Origin of the sequence: Vibrio sp. 10N.286.46.A8, assembly GCF_041470165.1 — a bacterium.
Lineage (GTDB): Bacteria > Pseudomonadota > Gammaproteobacteria > Enterobacterales > Vibrionaceae > Vibrio > Vibrio tasmaniensis_A.
The window spans coordinates 32,828-50,150 of the sequence record NZ_JBFRLX010000009.1 but is presented as its reverse complement, the minus strand read 5'-3'; the positions used below and the strand labels follow the sequence as shown (position 1 = coordinate 50,150).

20 protein-coding genes and 1 pseudogene are annotated in these 17,323 nt (G+C 43.7%); 12 read left to right on the top strand and 9 right to left on the bottom strand.

Annotation, left to right across the window (positions count from 1 at the left end):
• Nucleotides 1-2 precede the first annotated feature (2 nt).
• The 10 genes from AB4232_RS01235 to AB4232_RS01190 all read left to right on the top strand — a co-directional run bounded on the left by AB4232_RS01235 (nucleotide 3) and on the right by AB4232_RS01190 (nucleotide 8,614).
• Entirely contained in the window at nucleotides 3-977 is a 975-nt protein-coding gene (locus tag AB4232_RS01235) for a DctP family TRAP transporter solute-binding subunit (protein WP_009845882.1), read from the top strand.
• 96 nt (nucleotides 978-1,073) lie between these two features.
• Nucleotides 1,074-1,784, top strand: coding sequence for an L-ribulose-5-phosphate 4-epimerase (locus AB4232_RS01230; protein ID WP_017096280.1), 711 nt, complete (start codon nucleotides 1,074-1,076; stop codon nucleotides 1,782-1,784).
• Nucleotides 1,785-1,794: 10 nt separating this feature from the next.
• Entirely contained in the window at nucleotides 1,795-2,658 is an 864-nt protein-coding gene (locus tag AB4232_RS01225) for a Cof-type HAD-IIB family hydrolase (RefSeq protein ID WP_135381231.1), read from the top strand.
• A 48-nt stretch (nucleotides 2,659-2,706) separates the two neighbouring features.
• Nucleotides 2,707-3,195 carry a YhcH/YjgK/YiaL family protein gene (locus AB4232_RS01220; protein WP_372085758.1) on the top strand — a complete coding sequence of 163 codons (489 nt, stop codon included), beginning with the start codon at nucleotides 2,707-2,709 and terminating at the stop codon, nucleotides 3,193-3,195.
• Nucleotides 3,195-4,688, top strand: coding sequence for an FGGY-family carbohydrate kinase (locus AB4232_RS01215; RefSeq protein ID WP_372085756.1), 1,494 nt, complete (start codon nucleotides 3,195-3,197; stop codon nucleotides 4,686-4,688). Before AB4232_RS01220 ends, AB4232_RS01215 begins: the two co-directional genes overlap by 1 nt.
• Nucleotides 4,681-5,346 carry a 3-keto-L-gulonate-6-phosphate decarboxylase UlaD gene (locus AB4232_RS01210; protein WP_372085754.1) on the top strand — a complete coding sequence of 222 codons (666 nt, stop codon included), beginning with the start codon at nucleotides 4,681-4,683 and terminating at the stop codon, nucleotides 5,344-5,346. Before AB4232_RS01215 ends, AB4232_RS01210 begins: the two co-directional genes overlap by 8 nt.
• 7 nt (nucleotides 5,347-5,353) lie before the next feature.
• Nucleotides 5,354-6,112, top strand: coding sequence for an IclR family transcriptional regulator (locus AB4232_RS01205; protein WP_372085752.1), 759 nt, complete (start codon nucleotides 5,354-5,356; stop codon nucleotides 6,110-6,112).
• Nucleotides 6,113-6,121: 9 nt separating this feature from the next.
• The gene (locus AB4232_RS01200; protein WP_372085750.1) at nucleotides 6,122-6,991 is read left to right on the top strand and encodes an L-ribulose-5-phosphate 3-epimerase; all 870 of its coding nucleotides are present in this window, start codon (nucleotides 6,122-6,124) and stop codon (nucleotides 6,989-6,991) included.
• A gap of 10 nt (nucleotides 6,992-7,001) precedes the next feature.
• The gene (locus tag AB4232_RS01195) at nucleotides 7,002-7,325 is read left to right on the top strand and encodes a hypothetical protein (protein WP_009845890.1); all 324 of its coding nucleotides are present in this window, start codon (nucleotides 7,002-7,004) and stop codon (nucleotides 7,323-7,325) included.
• Between the two features lie 89 nt (nucleotides 7,326-7,414).
• The gene (locus tag AB4232_RS01190; RefSeq protein WP_372085748.1) at nucleotides 7,415-8,614 is read left to right on the top strand and encodes a sugar MFS transporter; all 1,200 of its coding nucleotides are present in this window, start codon (nucleotides 7,415-7,417) and stop codon (nucleotides 8,612-8,614) included.
• A 211-nt stretch (nucleotides 8,615-8,825) separates the two neighbouring features.
• Here AB4232_RS01190 and AB4232_RS01185 read toward each other — a convergent pair whose 3' ends face one another.
• From AB4232_RS01185 to AB4232_RS01175, 3 genes and pseudogenes are all read right to left on the bottom strand, one after another.
• Nucleotides 8,826-8,963, bottom strand: coding sequence for a hypothetical protein (locus tag AB4232_RS01185; protein WP_012600138.1), 138 nt, complete (start codon nucleotides 8,961-8,963; stop codon nucleotides 8,826-8,828).
• 238 nt (nucleotides 8,964-9,201) lie between these two features.
• Nucleotides 9,202-9,339: pseudogene (locus AB4232_RS01180) on the bottom strand (ribulose phosphate epimerase); the annotation flags it as partial.
• A 9-nt stretch (nucleotides 9,340-9,348) separates the two neighbouring features.
• On the bottom strand, nucleotides 9,349-9,978 hold the full coding sequence (locus AB4232_RS01175) for an HAD family phosphatase (protein ID WP_102249461.1): 630 nt from the start codon (nucleotides 9,976-9,978) through the stop codon (nucleotides 9,349-9,351).
• Nucleotides 9,979-10,224: 246 nt separating this feature from the next.
• Between AB4232_RS01175 and AB4232_RS01170 the strand changes: the two genes are divergently transcribed.
• The gene (locus AB4232_RS01170; protein WP_009845895.1) at nucleotides 10,225-10,434 is read left to right on the top strand and encodes a hypothetical protein; all 210 of its coding nucleotides are present in this window, start codon (nucleotides 10,225-10,227) and stop codon (nucleotides 10,432-10,434) included.
• Between the two features lie 166 nt (nucleotides 10,435-10,600).
• On the opposite strand, the gene AB4232_RS01165 is transcribed toward AB4232_RS01170, so the two are convergent.
• The 6 genes from AB4232_RS01165 to AB4232_RS01140 all read right to left on the bottom strand — a co-directional run bounded on the left by AB4232_RS01165 (nucleotide 10,601) and on the right by AB4232_RS01140 (nucleotide 16,129).
• The gene (locus tag AB4232_RS01165) at nucleotides 10,601-11,482 is read right to left on the bottom strand and encodes an L-ribulose-5-phosphate 3-epimerase (protein WP_065679210.1); all 882 of its coding nucleotides are present in this window, start codon (nucleotides 11,480-11,482) and stop codon (nucleotides 10,601-10,603) included.
• Between the two features lie 8 nt (nucleotides 11,483-11,490).
• On the bottom strand, nucleotides 11,491-12,138 hold the full coding sequence (locus AB4232_RS01160) for a 3-keto-L-gulonate-6-phosphate decarboxylase UlaD (RefSeq protein WP_009845897.1): 648 nt from the start codon (nucleotides 12,136-12,138) through the stop codon (nucleotides 11,491-11,493).
• Between the two features lie 4 nt (nucleotides 12,139-12,142).
• Nucleotides 12,143-12,964, bottom strand: a complete 822-nt coding sequence (locus tag AB4232_RS01155; RefSeq protein WP_009845898.1) for a pyridoxal phosphatase — start codon at nucleotides 12,962-12,964, stop codon at nucleotides 12,143-12,145.
• A 98-nt stretch (nucleotides 12,965-13,062) separates the two neighbouring features.
• Nucleotides 13,063-13,761 (bottom strand): L-ribulose-5-phosphate 4-epimerase, encoded by a 699-nt coding sequence (locus tag AB4232_RS01150; protein ID WP_269335174.1) that lies wholly within the window; start codon nucleotides 13,759-13,761, stop codon nucleotides 13,063-13,065.
• A 10-nt stretch (nucleotides 13,762-13,771) separates the two neighbouring features.
• A complete protein-coding gene (locus tag AB4232_RS01145; RefSeq protein ID WP_017092749.1) occupies nucleotides 13,772-14,239 on the bottom strand; it encodes a PTS sugar transporter subunit IIA in 468 nt (155 codons plus the stop codon).
• Between the two features lie 66 nt (nucleotides 14,240-14,305).
• Nucleotides 14,306-16,129 (bottom strand): PTS ascorbate-specific subunit IIBC, encoded by a 1,824-nt coding sequence (locus tag AB4232_RS01140; RefSeq protein WP_372085744.1) that lies wholly within the window; start codon nucleotides 16,127-16,129, stop codon nucleotides 14,306-14,308.
• Nucleotides 16,130-16,468: 339 nt separating this feature from the next.
• On the opposite strand from AB4232_RS01140, the gene ulaR reads away from it, so the two are divergent.
• Complete coding sequence (gene ulaR / locus AB4232_RS01135) at nucleotides 16,469-17,224, top strand: HTH-type transcriptional regulator UlaR (RefSeq protein WP_009845902.1); 756 nt, start codon at nucleotides 16,469-16,471, stop codon at nucleotides 17,222-17,224.
• Nucleotides 17,225-17,323: the final 99 nt, after the last annotated feature.

Here is a 17,323-nt window from a genome sequence, read left to right as displayed (position 1 = left end):
TAATGAAAACCCTACTAAAACTTACTCTACTCGCTTCGACTATCGCAATGAGCTCTAGCGCTTTTGCCGCTACAACTCTAAAACTGGCGCACGCTGCACCAGAGTCGGATTTGCAACAAGACCTATCTTTGTTCTTTAAGAAAGAAGTAGAAGCTCGTTCAAACGGCGAAATCAAAGTAAACATCTACCCACAAGGTCAATTGGGCAGTGATAAGCAAATGATCGATGGTTCACGTGCTGGCATCGTCGATTTAGCGATGGTTGGCTTGAACAACTACAACGGCCTAATGCCTGAATCAGCGGCCTTCACTCTGCCGTTCATGTTCCCAGATCGTCAAACAGCATACAAAGTACTGGACGGCGAGCCGGGTAAAGAAGTGTTAGCGAACTTTGAAAAATTCGGTCTTAAAGGTCTTGGTTTCCCTGAAAATGGTTACCGCAACATGACCAACAACGAAAAACCTATTCGTGTTCCTTCAGATGTTGAAGGCCTACAAATGCGTGTGAATGGCTCGAAAGCGCTAAACGACATGTTCAATGAGCTCGGTGCTAACCCGCAGCAGCTTCCAGTATCTGAACTTTATACTGCACTTGAAACAGGCGTTGTTGACTCTCAAGACCACCCAATTTCTGTAACGCTATCTTTCAAGTTTGACGAAGTACAAAAATACCTAAGCCTTACACAACACGCTTACTCACCACTAGTTTTAACAATGAACCTACGTAAGTTCGACAAGCTAACGGAAGACGAGCAAAAAATCATTGAAGAAGTCTCTGCTGAAGCGGTTGCAATGCAACGTAAGCTAAGCATTGAAAAAGAAGACAAGATGATTGCTCAACTAGAAGCGAACGGAATGCAAGTAAACCGTGACGTTGATGGTGCTGCTTTCCAACAAGCTATCCAGCCTGTTTGGAGCGCTTACATCGAGAAAAATGGCGATGTGATGATCAACAAGATCAAACTAGCAGCTAAGTAACGTAATTGAGTGCGATTGCCTAGTCCTCTTTTTTAGCTAGGGAATTTAGCTAGGCAATCCGCTCGTCATTCACTCAATACAACATGGGCAAACACAATGTCTCAAGAACAAAAAACATACCAAGAATTAAAAGAACGCGTGTTCGCAGCAAACTTGCAACTTCCTAAATATGGCTTAGTGACTTTCACTTGGGGCAATGTCTCTGAAATCGACCGCGAACGTGGCGTGATTGCAATAAAACCGTCAGGTGTTGAATACGATGTAATGACGGCAGATGACATCGTTGTTCTCGATTTAGAAGGCAACCGCCTTGAAGGCAAGCTGAACCCTTCAAGCGACACGGCTACGCACATTGAGCTTTACAAAGCCTTCCCAACCATTGGCGGCATCGTTCACACACACTCTCGTAATGCAACAATCTGGGCACAAGCCGGGCGAGACATTCCAGCGCTTGGAACCACACACGCCGATTACTTCTACGGTGATGTGCCTTGTACTCGCCTACTAACAAAAGCTGAGATTGAGTCAGATTACGAGAAAAACACAGGCTTGGTGATCATCGAAGAATTCAACCAACGTGATATCGACCCGCAAGCAATGCCAGGTGTCATCATCGCAGGCCACGCACCATTTACATGGGGCAAGGATGGTTCAGATGCAGTGCACAATGCAGTGGTAATGGAAGAGATTGCTGCCATGGCAACAGCCACTCGCGCTATCAGTCCAGAAGTAGCGATTCAACCTGAGCTGCTAGATAAACACTACAACCGTAAACACGGCAAGAACTCATACTACGGACAGAAGTAAGGCCTCGCACATGCATAAGTCATCACCGCATAAGTCCTATAAACATAAATTGGATAAGCACAAGCTATTGGCGTTAGATCTCGATGGGACGGTGCTCAACTCGCAGCACACGATTAGCCAAGAGTTAGTCGAAGCCATCAAGCAAGTCGCTCAACACACTCATGTGGTTATCGTTACGGGTCGCCATCATGTCGCGGCAAAACCTTATTACGATCAGCTTGGTTTATCGACGCCAATAATTTGTTGCAATGGCACTTACATCTTTGATTACCAGAACGATACGGTCATTCAAGAAAACGCAATCGACAAAGAAATTGCGGCTGAGTTTATCACCCTATCTCAAGCTCATGATCTGAAAATGGTGATGTATGTGCGTGATGCAATGCTCTACTCGAGAGCACGCCCTATTGAATACATGGAAGCGCTACTGACGTGGTCTCAAACCTTTCCAGAAAGCCAACGACCAAACATTCAAAAGGTCGACGACTTCCAACATGAAGCACAAATTTCAGAGTATGTGTGGAAGTTTGTCGTTGAAGGTGAAGTAAACACATTCGCAGAGATTCCTTTTGTGAAAGAGAACTTCAACGGCGAGCGATCTTGGATTGATCGCGTCGATTTCGCAGCAACAGGTAATAGCAAAGGTAATGCCTTGACTCGCTACATTGAGCCGCTCGGTATCAGCCTAGAACAATGTGTCGCGATTGGTGATAACCACAATGACATTTCGATGCTAAAAGCAGCAGGACTTGGCATCGCAATGCAAAACGCAGATGACACCGTAAAAAGCTCAGCTAACCTGATCACGCCTAAAAACAATGATGATAAGACAGGGTTAGCGACGCTTTTACAAGACCTATTTAATGCCCATTAATTTAAAGCATTGGCTTTATTAAGCTATTTATATTTAAAGAGAATTCTTATGTTAGTCGGAAATACTCAACCTACGCAGATCAGCAAGTCGTACCCTGTCGTTATTCAAAACGTGCTTGAGTACTTGAACAGTCTCGACCAAGAAAAACTCGCATTAGGTCGCCATGAACTCCCTGATTTTGATTCAAAACAGGCATGGTTTGTTGTATTGGAATATGACAAAGAGCCTCTAGGAAACTTCCAACCTGAAGTCCATAAATACCATTCTGACTTGCAGATCATTCTCGAAGGTTCTGAAGTAATGGCATGGGCTATAGACACTGGCGAACACAGCAACGCACAACCTTATAACCAAGAACGTGACCTTCAGTTTTACGAATACCCGGGGGTTGAGCTCAGCTTCATTCATGCAAAACGCAATCAATTTTATTTATTCACGCCAAATATCGTGCATATCACCAATATTGAAAATGATGACAGCCAACCGGTAAGAAAACTGGTGGTGAAGATTCACAACGATTTACTGGAAGCCAAATAATGAATTACTACATTGGAATTGATTCTGGCGGCACTTTTATGAAAGCCGCGTTGTTTAACGCAAAAGGTGAACAACAAGGTCTTGCCCGCGTATCGGCGAGCGTCATCAACGAAAAACAAGGTTGGGTAGAACGCGACCTAAACGCACTATGGGGTAACGCTGTCGATGTCATTAAGCAGCTTTTAGAGACCACAAAAGTAGAACCGACCTCTATCAAAGGCTTGAGCATTTCAGCCCAAGGCAAAGGCGTTTACCTTCTTGATAAAGAGGGACAAAACCTCGGCCACGGCATTATGTCTTCTGACTCGCGTTCACTGCCTATCGTTAAAGAGTGGCTAGAACAGGGTAAAGCACAAGAGATCTATCCAACCACACTGCAAACACTGTGGACAGGTCATCCTGTATCGATTATTCGCTGGATCAAAGAGAACGATGCCGAACGATACAACAACATTGGCGCAGTGATGATGTCTCACGACTACCTTCGATATCGCTTAACGGGCGAAGTCGCAGCAGAACTGACCAATATTTCAGAAAGTAATTTTTTCAACTCCATCACCGGTGAGTATGACAAAGCACTTTTGGAAACCTTTGGCATCGAAGAAATTTGGGATGCGCTACCACCCGTTGTAAAACCTCAGCAACAAGCAGGGAAAATCACGGCGGCCGTTGCCAATGAAACCGGACTAGCAATAGGTACGCCGGTGTTCGGCGGGTTATTTGATGTGGTATCAACAGCGATCTGTTCTGGAATCAACTCTGCTGAAGATACTCTGAATTACGTAATGGGCACATGGGCGGTCACGTCTGGCATATCAAAGCAAGTAACGCAAGAAAGCCACAACTTTGTTTACGGCCATTACGCCGTCGAGAACGAATACATCATTCACGAAGCGAGCCCGACTTCCGCGGGTAACTATGAATGGTTCGCCGACTACCTTGGTGAAAATGGCGAGCTTAACCACCAGCAAAATCAAGCGTTAGTCGAAGCATTAGATCCGGCATCAAGCAGTATCTACTTTGTGCCATTCCTTTACGGTTCAAACCAAGGGCTTGGCCTAAAGTCAGGCTTCTATGGTCTGCAATCGCACCATACTAAAGGGCACCTAATTCAAGCCATTTGGGAAGGTATTTTATTCTGTCACAACATTCACCTAGAACGTATGCGTCAGCGCTTTCCAAAAGCCAACATACTAAAAGTGACAGGCGGCCCTGCATCTAGCCCTGTATGGATGCAAATGCTGGCTGACCTTACCGGCATGACCGTTGAAATATCAGACGTGGATGAAACCGGCTCATTAGGTGCCGCAATGATGGCAATGGTCGGCGCAGGTGAGTTCGCTTTATTAGAAGAATGTACTCAAGCCATCACTAATTCTACGTCACGTGTCGAGCCGAATCCTGAACACTACGACATATACCAAAAGAAATATAAGCACTATCAAAGACTGGTGCAGTTGTTTAAACAATTTGAGGATGAAATAGATGTCTAGCACTGTATTAAAACCATCTAAACCACTGCTACAAATGGCTCTTGATGCCACAGATATCGACACGGCATTAGCCTCAATAGAGCATGTTGCAGATAAGTTAGATGTGATTGAAATCGGGACGATTTTAGCCTTCGCCCACGGCGTAGATAGCGTAAGAATCCTACGAGAAAAATACCCAAATCACGTCATTGTCTGTGACATGAAAATCACCGATGCCAGCGCCATTTTAACGCGTCTAGCGATGGGTGCCGGCGCTAACTGGGTAACAGTAAGTGCAGCAGCACACATCGAAACTATTCGTTCAGCGAAAAAAGTAACGGATGAATTCGACGGCCAAGTGCAAATTGAGCTGTATGGACACTGGACAATGGAAGATGCGCAAGCTTGGGTCGACATGGGCATTAAACAAGCAATTTATCACCGTTCTCGTGATGCGGAACTTGCTGGTGTGAGCTGGACCGAAGAAGATTTGATAAAAATGCAGAAATTATCGGATATTGGAATTGAACTATCCATTACTGGTGGTATTGTTCCTGACGATCTGCATTTGTTTAAGAATCTGTCTGCGAAATCGTTTATTGCTGGCCGAGCGTTAGCTGGTAGCAATGGACGTGACATCGCAGAAAACTTCCATACTGAAATAGGTAAACACTGGTAGCACATATATGAGTGAGCAAATTAAATCGTTGTCTAAAGCACTGACCGTATTGGAATTCCTTGGGAATTATCCTAATGGCGTTTCGTTACAAAAAGTGTCTGAAGGGACTGGCTTCAACAAGTCATCAGTCCACCGTATTTTAGCAACATTTGAAGACTCTGGTTATGTTGCTCAAATGTGTTCAGGTAAAGAATATCGCTTAACAATGAAGTTGGTTCAGCTTGGACACGCTGCTATCAACTCTGATGTCACTGGCACCGTTAAGCCATACCTATCTGAGCTACTCGACGATGTGAATGAAACGGTTAACTTCCTTTCTTTTGATGCTGACAACATCATTTTTAAAGACAAGTTTGAACCCGTTAATTCTTCCTTTAGAACTCGAACCTACGTAGGGCTGCATTCTCCAATGTATTGCTCAGCGGCAGGAAAATGTTACTTAGCATTTAGCTCTGACAGCGTTCGAGAAACCTATTGGAAACGCAATGTCAGCACAATGAAGCCTTTAACTGAAAACACGATTCTCGACAAGTCTCAGTTTTTTGGTGTACTCGATAAAATTAAGAGCCGTGGTTATGCGCTCGATGATGAAGAGAACGAAGCGGGTATTTCTTGTGTTGCTGTCCCTATTTTTGACAAGAACAATTCTCCTGTATACGCGGTTAGTGTCTCTTCGCTTACGCCAAAAATGAAAGCACTTGGCTACGAAGAGATCGCTGGCAGAATTCAAGACATAACAACGCGTATAGAACAACAACTCTTTTAAGGAAAAAGAATGTTTGATTCTAAAAACAAATTCAGATTAGGTATTTACGAGAAAGCAATGCCGGCTTCTCTCACTTGGGAAGAGCGTTTTATTTATGCTAAAGACGCAGGTTTCGACTTTGTAGAAATTTCAGTGGATGAAACCGATGAGCGCCGCGCTCGTTTAGATTGGTCAGACGAAGAAATTTACGAGCTTCGCCGTCTATGTGAAAAGCACCAAATGCCTTTCCAATCAATGTGCCTAAGCGCACACCGTAAGTTTCCATTTGGCTCAATGGATGATGCTATTCGCACTGAATCGCTGATCATCATGGAAAAAGCGATTTCATTGGCTTATAAGCTTGGTATTCGCTGTATTCAAATGGCGGGCTACGATGTGTATTACGAACCGCAATCGGCTGAAACTCACGCTCGCTTCATTGAAGGCATGCAACAAGCCACCAAAATGGCAGAACGTGCAGGCATCATGTTAGGTGTAGAGATCATGGATACTCCGTACCTCAACTCATTAAGTAAGTTTGAAGTGCTCAAGCGCGAGATCCCATCACCTTACTTCATGGCTTACCCAGATGTCGGTAATATTTCTGGTTGGAACTACGACGTGTGTACCGAACTAAAGTTAAGCCGTGATCACCTAGTACAAGTGCACCTAAAAGATACACTGCGAGTTTCAGAAACCTGCAAAGGCCAGTTCCGAGATCTTGTTATAGGCGAAGGCCAAGTCGACTTCCCAGCTATTTTCAAAACACTCGCTGAAATTGATTACAGCGCGCCATTAGTGATTGAAATGTGGGCTCAAAATGACAACTGGTTCGAAGATATCAAACAAGCAAAAGCAACGTTGAAATCTATCGCTAACCAATCTGGCTTTGAACTGTAAGGAAACGACCATGACAATTTTTCGCACCGCTTTTTTTGAAGCCGATTTAACTGAAGAACAAAAGCAAGACTTCTACCAATACATGGAAAACGAAGTCGCGCCTATTATTCGCACATTTCCGAATAACCAAGGGCTAACGCTGAACAAGCCTGAGGCGATTGAAGCTGAAAGCCATAAAAACCTACTGCTTATGATGCAACACAGTTACGAGAACGAGTCAGCAATGGCTGCTGCTTTAGATTCTGAGCAACGAATCAAAAGTATGCATGCGACCAAAGTGATTATTGAGAAATACAACATTCATGTTCATCACATCAATTTTGTTCGTGATTAACAGCTTAATAGGCAATACATCGTAAAGTCTCAATCGAAAAGCAGAAGATCATCTTCTGCTTTTTTTATCGCTATCAATAAGGAATCACTATGAGAGTATTCCCGTTAAAAGATGCCCCACTGGTCTTACTGTCTCTGATCTTTTTTATCTGGGGTTTAATTACCGTTTCAAGTAATTCGCTAATTCCACATTACAAAGAAGCTTTCTCTCTCGATTATAAAATGGCGATGCTATTTCCCATGGCCTTTTTTATCACCCGAATTACGGTGTCGCTTCCAACGTCATTTGTCATGGCAAAAATTGGCTATAGAACTACGCTGAAGTTCTGCTTGATATGGTGCCTTCTGGGCTGTCTAGCCATGGCATATTTAGTGCGAGGAGAAGAGCTTGTTCCAACACTCATTGGGATCTTATTGATGGCCTCAGGTGTATCAGCAATTCAAGTTGTGAGTTCACCTTACGTATCACTACTCTCGACACCCGATAAGAGTGTTATACGTCAAAGTGTGGCAACGGCATCGAACTCTGTTGGCACTGTGCTTGGTCCGCTAGTGCTTACCGCTGTCATTCTCGTGGCTACAAGTTTTAACGTCGACAACACCGCCCATCAAGTTTCGTATCTGTTCTTATTCATCGCCCTGTTCTTTTTCGGCTTACTGGTATTTTTTAGCAAAATGACGCTTCCAGATATCAAACCAAAACAGATGACTGGCTTTTGGCGAGGGTTAAATCTTCTAATTAAAAATCAGCAGTTTATGAAATTAGCGTTGGTACTGTTGCTGTACATCGGTGTAGAGGTCAGTTTTGGTACTTTTACTATTGCGTATCTTGCCGACCAGCAATATGGCGACCTTGGTTTGGTCTTCGCAACACAGATCATCGCTCTTTATTGGGTATTAATGTTTGTTGGAAGAGTGTTATTCGCCAAGTTTGGAAACACTGTAAACAAGCACTATCTCTTCTCACTGTCTTGCGTTATTGCCGCTTTGATTAGTGCCGTTGCGGTCTATCAAAATTATGTTTGGATTGGCTATTTGATGCTTGTCGTAGGGCTATGTAATTCTGCGCTCTACCCTATCATTTACGCACAAGCGCTACATGCATCAGGTAAGCAAAACTCACAAGGAGCAGCAATTCTCATTATGTGTTCAATTGGAGGGGTTGTTTTACCATTCGTACAGGCGAGTTTGATTGATGAGCTTTCGCTGAGTACGAGTTACATTGCGCCCGCATTAGCGTATGTATTAATGATAGTTTTGTACTGGTCTAGTTTAAAACACCGTGTTTAAACTGTTGGTTTAGATAGGTAACTTGGTTTAGTCAATCACTTGATTCAGTAACTAAGTCGATGACTAAAAAGTCAGCCTGATTGGCCTAGAAGATAGAGAAAGTGAACTGGAGAAAGATAAGGAAATGAATTTGGTGCTTCTGACGTTAGTTTGAATCAGTGAGTGGCTAATCACCACCACTGATCACACTTAACGCGGGTTATTTTAGAAATTAAACCCAAGCAGAAGCAACAAGTAGGATAATTGCACCCATGATAACGGTAGACTTAGCAAAAAATAGAACTTCATTCATTACTGAAGGTTTTGCTAGTGATACGTTGTTTTCATTCGTGATTACTGTAGCGTTCATACTGTGTTCTCATCGTTATGTGATCTGAGGTCAATTTTGCGCCGTTATGTGACCAAAGTCAATAATAACTGTAGTTTTATTACACAATGAAAAAGCTATAACTGAAGAGAACTCCAACAACGCAACCTCCCTTACTCCACGGGATTTTTCATTAAATCAACATCTATTAGATACAAAAAAAGCCCGAAGCCTGATACACAGAACACTTCGAGCCTTTATGCAGCAGTAGATACACTACTTAATTCAATTGAGCTAACTCCGCTCGCATTGAATCGATAGCTTGTTGATAATCTTCACTATCAAAAATAGCAGAGCCCGCAACGAACATATCGGCACCCACTTCAGCAATCTCTTTTATGTTGTTAACTTTCACACCAGCTTAGATTCAGAGCTCAGGTCCGCTACCCACTTCCAAACCATTCGCTGGAACAAATTTAGTTATCTGCCCGTTTTCAACCATGTAGCAATCCATGCCTGCCGATGTCGCTGCGTGCTGACCTATAATCGTATCTTCAAACACCACACAATCGCTCGGTTCAAGCTCTAACTGGCTAGCAACTTTCAGAAAAGTATCTGGGTTAGGTTTGTGATTTTCTACGTCATCGGAAGTCACAATCGTACGTATCATTGATGGGATATCGGTCGTCTTTAAAATCGCCCTTGCATGCTTGGCTTGAGCACCAGTGCCGATGCCTATCTTTTTCAACTGATACTGTTGCTGTAAGAGTGCGTATGTCTCGGGAATAACATCCCCTTTGTGCTCAATAGCCTCAAAGTTAGCGATTTTGTCCGAAGTAATTTGTTGAGCATCAAGAGTTAGATCGTAACGCTTAAGGATCTCTTGAGTCACTTTTCGCGATGGCATCCCACCAAGTTGATCGAGCCACTCTTTGTCGTAGGGAATACCAAACTTCTGACAAGTGTGTTCCCATGCATGAGCGTGTGCCACCATAGAATTGACCAGAGTCCCATCGAGATCAAAAATAATTCCTTTATATTTATCTAACTTTGGCATCGTCAATCTCTCATATTGTTTTGAGACTCATACTACTAATCACCATACATAAAACCTACTCATGATCGTCTTAATATGATCTTATTCAACAATCCGACAATTAAACGAATTGATGCAATAAAAGCCGTTGTTTTACTATTGAAATCATATTTTGAGCACATCTCACCCATTTTTACTTAAACCAAGTAGAGTTGCATAAATTGAAGATGATATAGTCCACGAAAATCAAAAACCTTGGACACGACCATGCATTCTAGCGACATCATCAAATTGGCAAATTTAGGCGTTAATATCGAAATTTCAAAAGACTCTTCATTGCATCCTTCTGATGCGTTGGAAGTGGTAAAGATTGTTGCTGAAATCGGTAGCCAAATCGTCATCAAGAAAAAATACCACACGGACTACCTGATTCAGATGGCTGAAGTGGGCCGTGATCATGTGACGATCGCGGTTTAAACACTGTAGCTATTGCGAAATTGACATCATTTCTGCTGCTTTAAATGGCTTAAAGTGCCGAGTTGATATAAAAATGCAGCATATTGGGGGCAATATGCTGCATTTTCTCTTTTCGTTAGGAGCATCGAAAACGCAAAGAGAAACCAGTTAATCATTCTAAGTAGAGTTAGTGATCAAACAATCTCGGAACACCCGTTTGCACACAAACATCATTCAAACGTTTTTGTGCCGTGAGAATGTTCTCTTTCCAACGTTCATCTTGAGCCCACATCTCGATCACGAGTGGTACGACGCACTCAGTCTCCTTCAACGTTTCAAAAATTGCATTGAAGTCTACTTCGCCATCACCAATCACTAAGTCTCGGAATTGCCCTTTGTATTCGTCAGTCACTTTATAAGTGTCTTTGAGGTGAATTTGAGTGATATGAGGCTTACTCAGTTTTAGCTCCGTCACTATGTCGTAGTTCCAGCCAGAGATGTTGCCTACGTCAGGGTATGCCGTGAAATAAGGCGAGTTAATCTCGCGACTCAGCACTTCAAACTTGCTTAAAGAGTTCAAGTAATCGGTATCCATGATCTCCACAGCGAGCATTACCCCTGATCTTTCCGCCAACTGCGCCGAAAGCTTCATGCCTTCAATGAACCTCTGGTGAGTCACCTTATCCGCTGGCTCGTAGTAAACGTCATACCCAGCCAGTTGAATGGTACGAATACCCAACTTATAAGCGAGTGAGATCGCTTTTTCCATATGAATAACTGCTTGTTCACGAATCGCCGGATCTGCTGAACCAAATGGGAACTTACGATGCGCGCTTAAACACATGGATTGCAGCGGTACACCATGCTTTTCACACAGGTGACGCAAGGCATACACTTCTTCGTCATTCCAATCTAATCGACTGCGACGCTCGTCTGATTCATCGACCGATATCTCAAGAAAATCAAAGCCGAGTTCTTTTGTTTGCTTAAGTTTATCTTCCCAGCTGAGTTCGTTAGGTAGAGCCTTTTCATAAAGCCCAACACGGTGGCGTAACAAGTTTTGATACATAACGCCTCCTAGTTCCAGTAGCGATCGATCTGAGCTTTTAGTGCTTCTGCTGTCTCTTTACCTTTGTCACCCGCAAGTGCGCGACCCGCGATAAAGGTTTTCGCCTTAATGCCTTCAAATAGGTATAGGTCTTCAGGCACGATGCCACCTGTGATAGAAAGCTCGATACCCATTTCAGACAATGCACGCATCTTCACGAGATCTTCTTCAGTCCAGCCCACACCAGCTAATTCAGCGTCACGAGAACGGTGATAGATAGCTTGAGAGATACCTAGGTCGACCCAAGATTGAGCATCGTCCATTGTCCAGTTACCATAAATTTCGATTTGGATTTCACCGTTAAATTCATCAGCGACTTTCTTACATGCACCAATGGTTGCGATGTGTGCAGCAGCAGAAACGGTAATCCAATCAGCGCCCGCTTCGAATGCCATACGAGCCAAAATAGCACCGCCATCGGTGGTTTTCATATCGCATACAAGGATATGGTCTGGGTGGTTTTTACGAAGCGTAGAAACCGCCGTCATGCCTTCTGCGAAAGCCAAAATAGTGCCCACTTCAATCACATCAACGAAGCTTTCAACGTTGTTTGCTACTTCAATGGCAGCAGGAAGATTTGTTTGGTCTAGGGCGATCTGAATCATTGGTTTAGTCATGTTGTTATCCTTTAATTTGTTCACGTATTAGACGGGCTAAGCCATCATGGTTGTTATCTGTTGAGCACACGCATTGAACGTGTGACTTGACGATGTCATCAGCATTGAGCATCGCTACGCCTAACCCGGCGTACTTGAGCATGGAAATGTCATTGTGGTTATCACCGACGGCAATGACGTCATCGGCTTGATAACCGAGTTCTGCGATGTATTCAGCAAGGCGTAGGCCCTTACTGTTACCTTTCGCAGCAAAGTCGATTCGGTTTGACCAAGAACGCTCACCGTTGAAGTTCTCTTCTATCCATGGGTGTTGCATTAAACGGTCTACTGAGTCTTGGCTACCTTCCACCACAAACTTCCAAACGTGTTCGGCTTGCTGAGCCGTTTCAATGAATGACTCCACTTGGTAAATTTGAGGGCGATGTTGCTCTGGTGCCGTTTCTGCCCAACTTTCCAATGCCAACATGTAGGCAAATGGGTTGTAGTGTGAGTACGTCATGGCATGCGTGATGTACATGACCATTTTGAGCTGAAACTCTTCTGCCATATCGATGAAGGTCAGTGCTTTGTCTTTATCTATCGCGTTTTGAGTCAGTACCGTTTCAGTTTGATAGTCGTAAACATAAGTGCCGTTACAGCAGATGATTGGCGTATCTAACCCCAATTCGTAGTAATAAGGTCGTGCTGCTGTGTGGTGTCGACCAGTCACAATCACGACATGACAACTTTGTTTGGCTTCTTGGATCGCCTTTTTCAGTTCTGGATGAATCGTGTGATCATCCTTTAACACGGTTCCATCGAGATCTAACGCCAGCACTTTATACATAGAGTCCTCTCACTTATTCCCTGAAGTCGGGCCTAATCAATATTGAAACTACTTAGAGTCGAAGCTCGTTAAACGGCTTACTTAAACGAACAACCGATTTACTGTTGGCCGTAATAAGCATTTTCACCGTGCTTACGTAAGTAGTGTTTGTCGGATAGTTCTGGCTGAATTTTGATACCGCTATTCAAGGTGCGGGTTGCCAAGGCCATTGCAGAAACTTCTTCTAATACCACCGCGTTGTGAACCGCATCGTTGGCATCTTTGCCCCAAGAGAAAGGCGCATGTCCTGCAACAATCACGCTTGGAACTGCCATTGGATCGATTCGACGCTGCTTGAACTCTTCAATGATCACCAAGCCGGTATTTTTCTCATACTCTTCAGCAATTTCAGAGTGAGACAATCGACGTGTACATGGGATGTCACCGTAGAAATAGTCCGCATGAGTAGTGCCCAAGGCTGGAATATCGATACCGGCTTGTGCCCAAATTGTGGCACTGCGTGAATGCGTGTGAACAATGCCACTGACCTCAGGGAAAGCTTTGTAAAGCTCTAAATGAGTTGCGGTATCACTTGAAGGATTAAGTTTCCCTTCAACAATGTTGCCTTCTAGATCGACGACCACCATATCTTCAGCTGTCATATCGCAGTATTCGACACCCGATGGCTTAATCGCTATCACGCCATTAGTACGGTCAAGCTCAGAGACATTGCCCCAAGTGAATGTCACCAAACCATACTTCGGAAGCTGCAAATTGGCTTCTAAGACGCGTTGTTTCAGTTGGCTAAATTTAGACATAGTTGTCTCCTTACGCTGCTTCCGCTTGCAGTAACGCAGCATCAATTAAACGCGCCACTTCTTCTGGGCTTTTGCATGCGCGAAGTTTTGAGAAGTCTTCATCGAACTCAATCAAGTTCGCCACTTGCATCGTGCCTTCGATGTGTTCTTCTGAATCTTTACCCGCTAGCGTGATCAGTACATCAACAGGCTCATCAACACCTTCAAAAGTAATCGGTGTTTCTAGCACGGTTAACGCGAACCCGGTGCGAATCACACCATCTTCAGGGCGGCAATGAGGCAGAGCGAACGCATCGTGAATACAGATATAAGGGCCTTCTTCACCAATCGCTTTGGTAATCGCGTCGTAGTAACGCTCTTCAGCAACACCGGCTTTAACCAATGCGTCAGTACCTAGCTTGATCGCCGCTTTCCAGTCAGTGGCTTTTGCGTTCAGTAGGATAGAGTTATTCTTGATAAGAGATTCTTTTAAGTTCATGTTATTGCTCACTTATATAATTGTTTTTATTGGCTCAGCAGTGCGATACCACTGAGCCGTTTTTAATTATTTATGAAAGTTGTTCTCGATGATGGAAACAAGCTCGTCGCCGAAAGTTTTCACCATAATCATGTTCTTAACCGCTAACTGTTGCTTACCTTCAGGCAGACCCGTGATCTTCGCTGCCAGAGCAACCGAAGTAACGATGATGTCGAATGAACCAAGGTGCGATTTGTAATCAGTGATAGCGCTGTTAAAGGTCGAACTAGGAATGCCTTTCTTGTCCAAGTACTCTTTAATTTTCTTAGAGCACATCATTGAAGAACCTTGCCCTGAACCACAGCACACTAAGACACGAACCGCTTTCTGTTCAGCTGCTGGTGAGACGCGAATTTCTGACGTTGTAGGAGCTGATAGAGATTGAGCAGTTGCTGTTGATTGTTGTGGTACTGCGACTTCAACCTCAATGCCCTCAGGTGTTACTGCGGTCATTGTTTCAGCGGCAGCTTCTGCGTCTTCTTCAGCTCGTAGTTGTTTAGAAGCGAAGTACATGTAGACACCAGCTAAAGCCAAAATCCCGAAGAAGAACATGTTAGAGCTCGAAATACCTTGCATGATAGGTGGGAAGACGAGAGCCCAGTCAGCCATACCCATCCAGCCATTAAACTCTGCTCCCGATTGAGCAAAGATATGAATTGCCCAAGCAGAACCAACCACCTCGATGATGCCCATCACGAAACAGATCTTCATTACCGCTTTCCAACCACCGAAGTGGTTCGCAAACACACCAATCGTCGCGTTCGAGAAGAACATTGGGATAAAGCCAGGAATGATCATGATAGGAGAATCAAAGGCTAACATTGCAAGAACGGCTGTGAATTGACCAACAGCGCCCCACATGAAACCGAACACCATTGCATTTGGAGAGTATGCGTAGATAGCCGCACAATCGATTGCTAACACAGCGTTAGGAATAAGGCGTTGAGAAATACCATTAAATGCCTCAGACAATTCCGCTACGAACATACGGACGCCGGTGACGATAACTTGAATAGCCACTGCGAATTTCAACCCAGTTTCGAAAATATAGATAAACCAGTGTGTTTTTCCTGCCATGTCTTGAAGGTTATCAAGACCAAATGAAAGAAGAATAATGCCGAAGAAAGCAGTCATGACTAGCGTTGTCGCTGCGATACTGTCGTGGAAAATGTGTAACCATTTAGGCAGTTTGATGTGGTCAACGCTGTCATTTTTGTCGCCAAGCTTAGGAGCAACCTTTGTCGCTACCCATGACGCAAACTGTTGTTGGTGACCAATAGAGAAACCCGCCCCGCCAGTAACCTCTTGGGTAGGCTTGAACATGATGTTAGACGAGATACCCCAGTACAACGCCATCAATATTGCTGAATAGATGATGGTTTCCCACATACCTGCACCAAGCACGAAGTAGAAAACAGCAATGAGGCCAGCTTGTTGGAACATGATATGTCCCGTAAGCATGATGGTTCTGATGCCCGTGATGCGGCGGAAGGCAACAAGAAGAATATTGAGACCAAGTGCCAGTAATACGGCATATCCAACCCAAGAATAATTGTCTCCCATGGTCTCCATGGTAGACATCATGGTTGTGTACGGATCTATCACTGACCCCGTCAATCCATGAATCTCACTCATTTTCAGAATCACTGGTTTGAAACCCGCTACCAATGTTCCTGCACCTACCTGCACTATCATGAAACCAACGATGGTTTTGATAGAGCCGGAGATAATAGTTGTTGCGTCACGCTTGAGTAGAATGTAACCCAGACAAGTAACAAGACCGAGTAGCAAAGGTGCTTTGGTCATTACCTGACTGTAAAAAATATAGAAAATATCGTATAAGAATTCCATATCTTTACCCCTGATTAATTTTAATTTTAATGGTATGTAGGATGTGATGATGTCTATTTTTGCTCACGAATTAGACTTTACCAATCAAAAGTAATCATTCAATGCTCACTTGTGATTACTTTGATTTATGTCAATTAACCACACCCAGAATGTGCCTAATTGAGCTTCGGATCACACCAAAAAACAACAAATCAAATAAAATCAATAACTTATAAATCATTGTGATTAAGATCTAGTTTTTATAGCAATGTAGTTTGACAATCATGATGGTGATTATTAGAATCAAAACAAATCAAAAGTAATCATCAAATTGTCACAACGACATAAAGAGTGATAAATATGAATGAAGTACAAAGACATAACGGCATCGTGTCGCTATTAGAAGATATGCAGACAATAAACGTCTCACATATTATTGATAAATTTAGTGTTTCACCTGCTACTGCAAGACGTGACATCGCTAAATTAGATGAAGTTGGCCGACTTAGAAAAGTTCGAAATGGCGCTGAGCGAGTAGAGAATCAGAAGAGAAAGTGGTCACCACTCAATATCAACAGCACTGAGTTCTATGAAGAGAAAGCAGAGATTGCGCAAGCAGCAGCAGGACTTTGCGAGGCTGGAGATACAGTTGTGATCAACTGTGGTTCTACTGCGTTCCTACTTGGACAACAGTTATGTGGGGAAGATGTACAGATCGTAACGAACTACTTCCCACTCGCAAGCTACTTGATCAACGAAGATCATGACGATGTCATCATCATTGGCGGTCAATACAACAAAGCGCAGAACATCTTTTTAAATCCCGCGCCCAATTCACTGGGAGGCTATGCTGGAAACTGGATGTTTACCTCTGGTAAAGGCTTAACCGATGCTGGCCTCTACAAAGCCGACATGTTAACTGCTGTAGCAGAGCAGCAAATGCTTGAACAGGTCGATAAACTCGTTGTTGTTGTCGACAGTTCAAAGGTTGGACAACGTACCGGAATGCTCTTTTGCAGCACCAAGCAAATAGACATCGTCATCACTGGTAAAGATGCCAACCCCGAAGTCGTCAAGCGGATTGAAGCTCAAGGGACGCAAGTCATCCTAGTTTAAATCGAAGGGCTAACTAGCCCACCAATAATAATAAATTTAGCTCAGTGCCTTAATCAAAATTAAGGCGCTCGGCTCCCTACATCCAAAATTAATCAAATT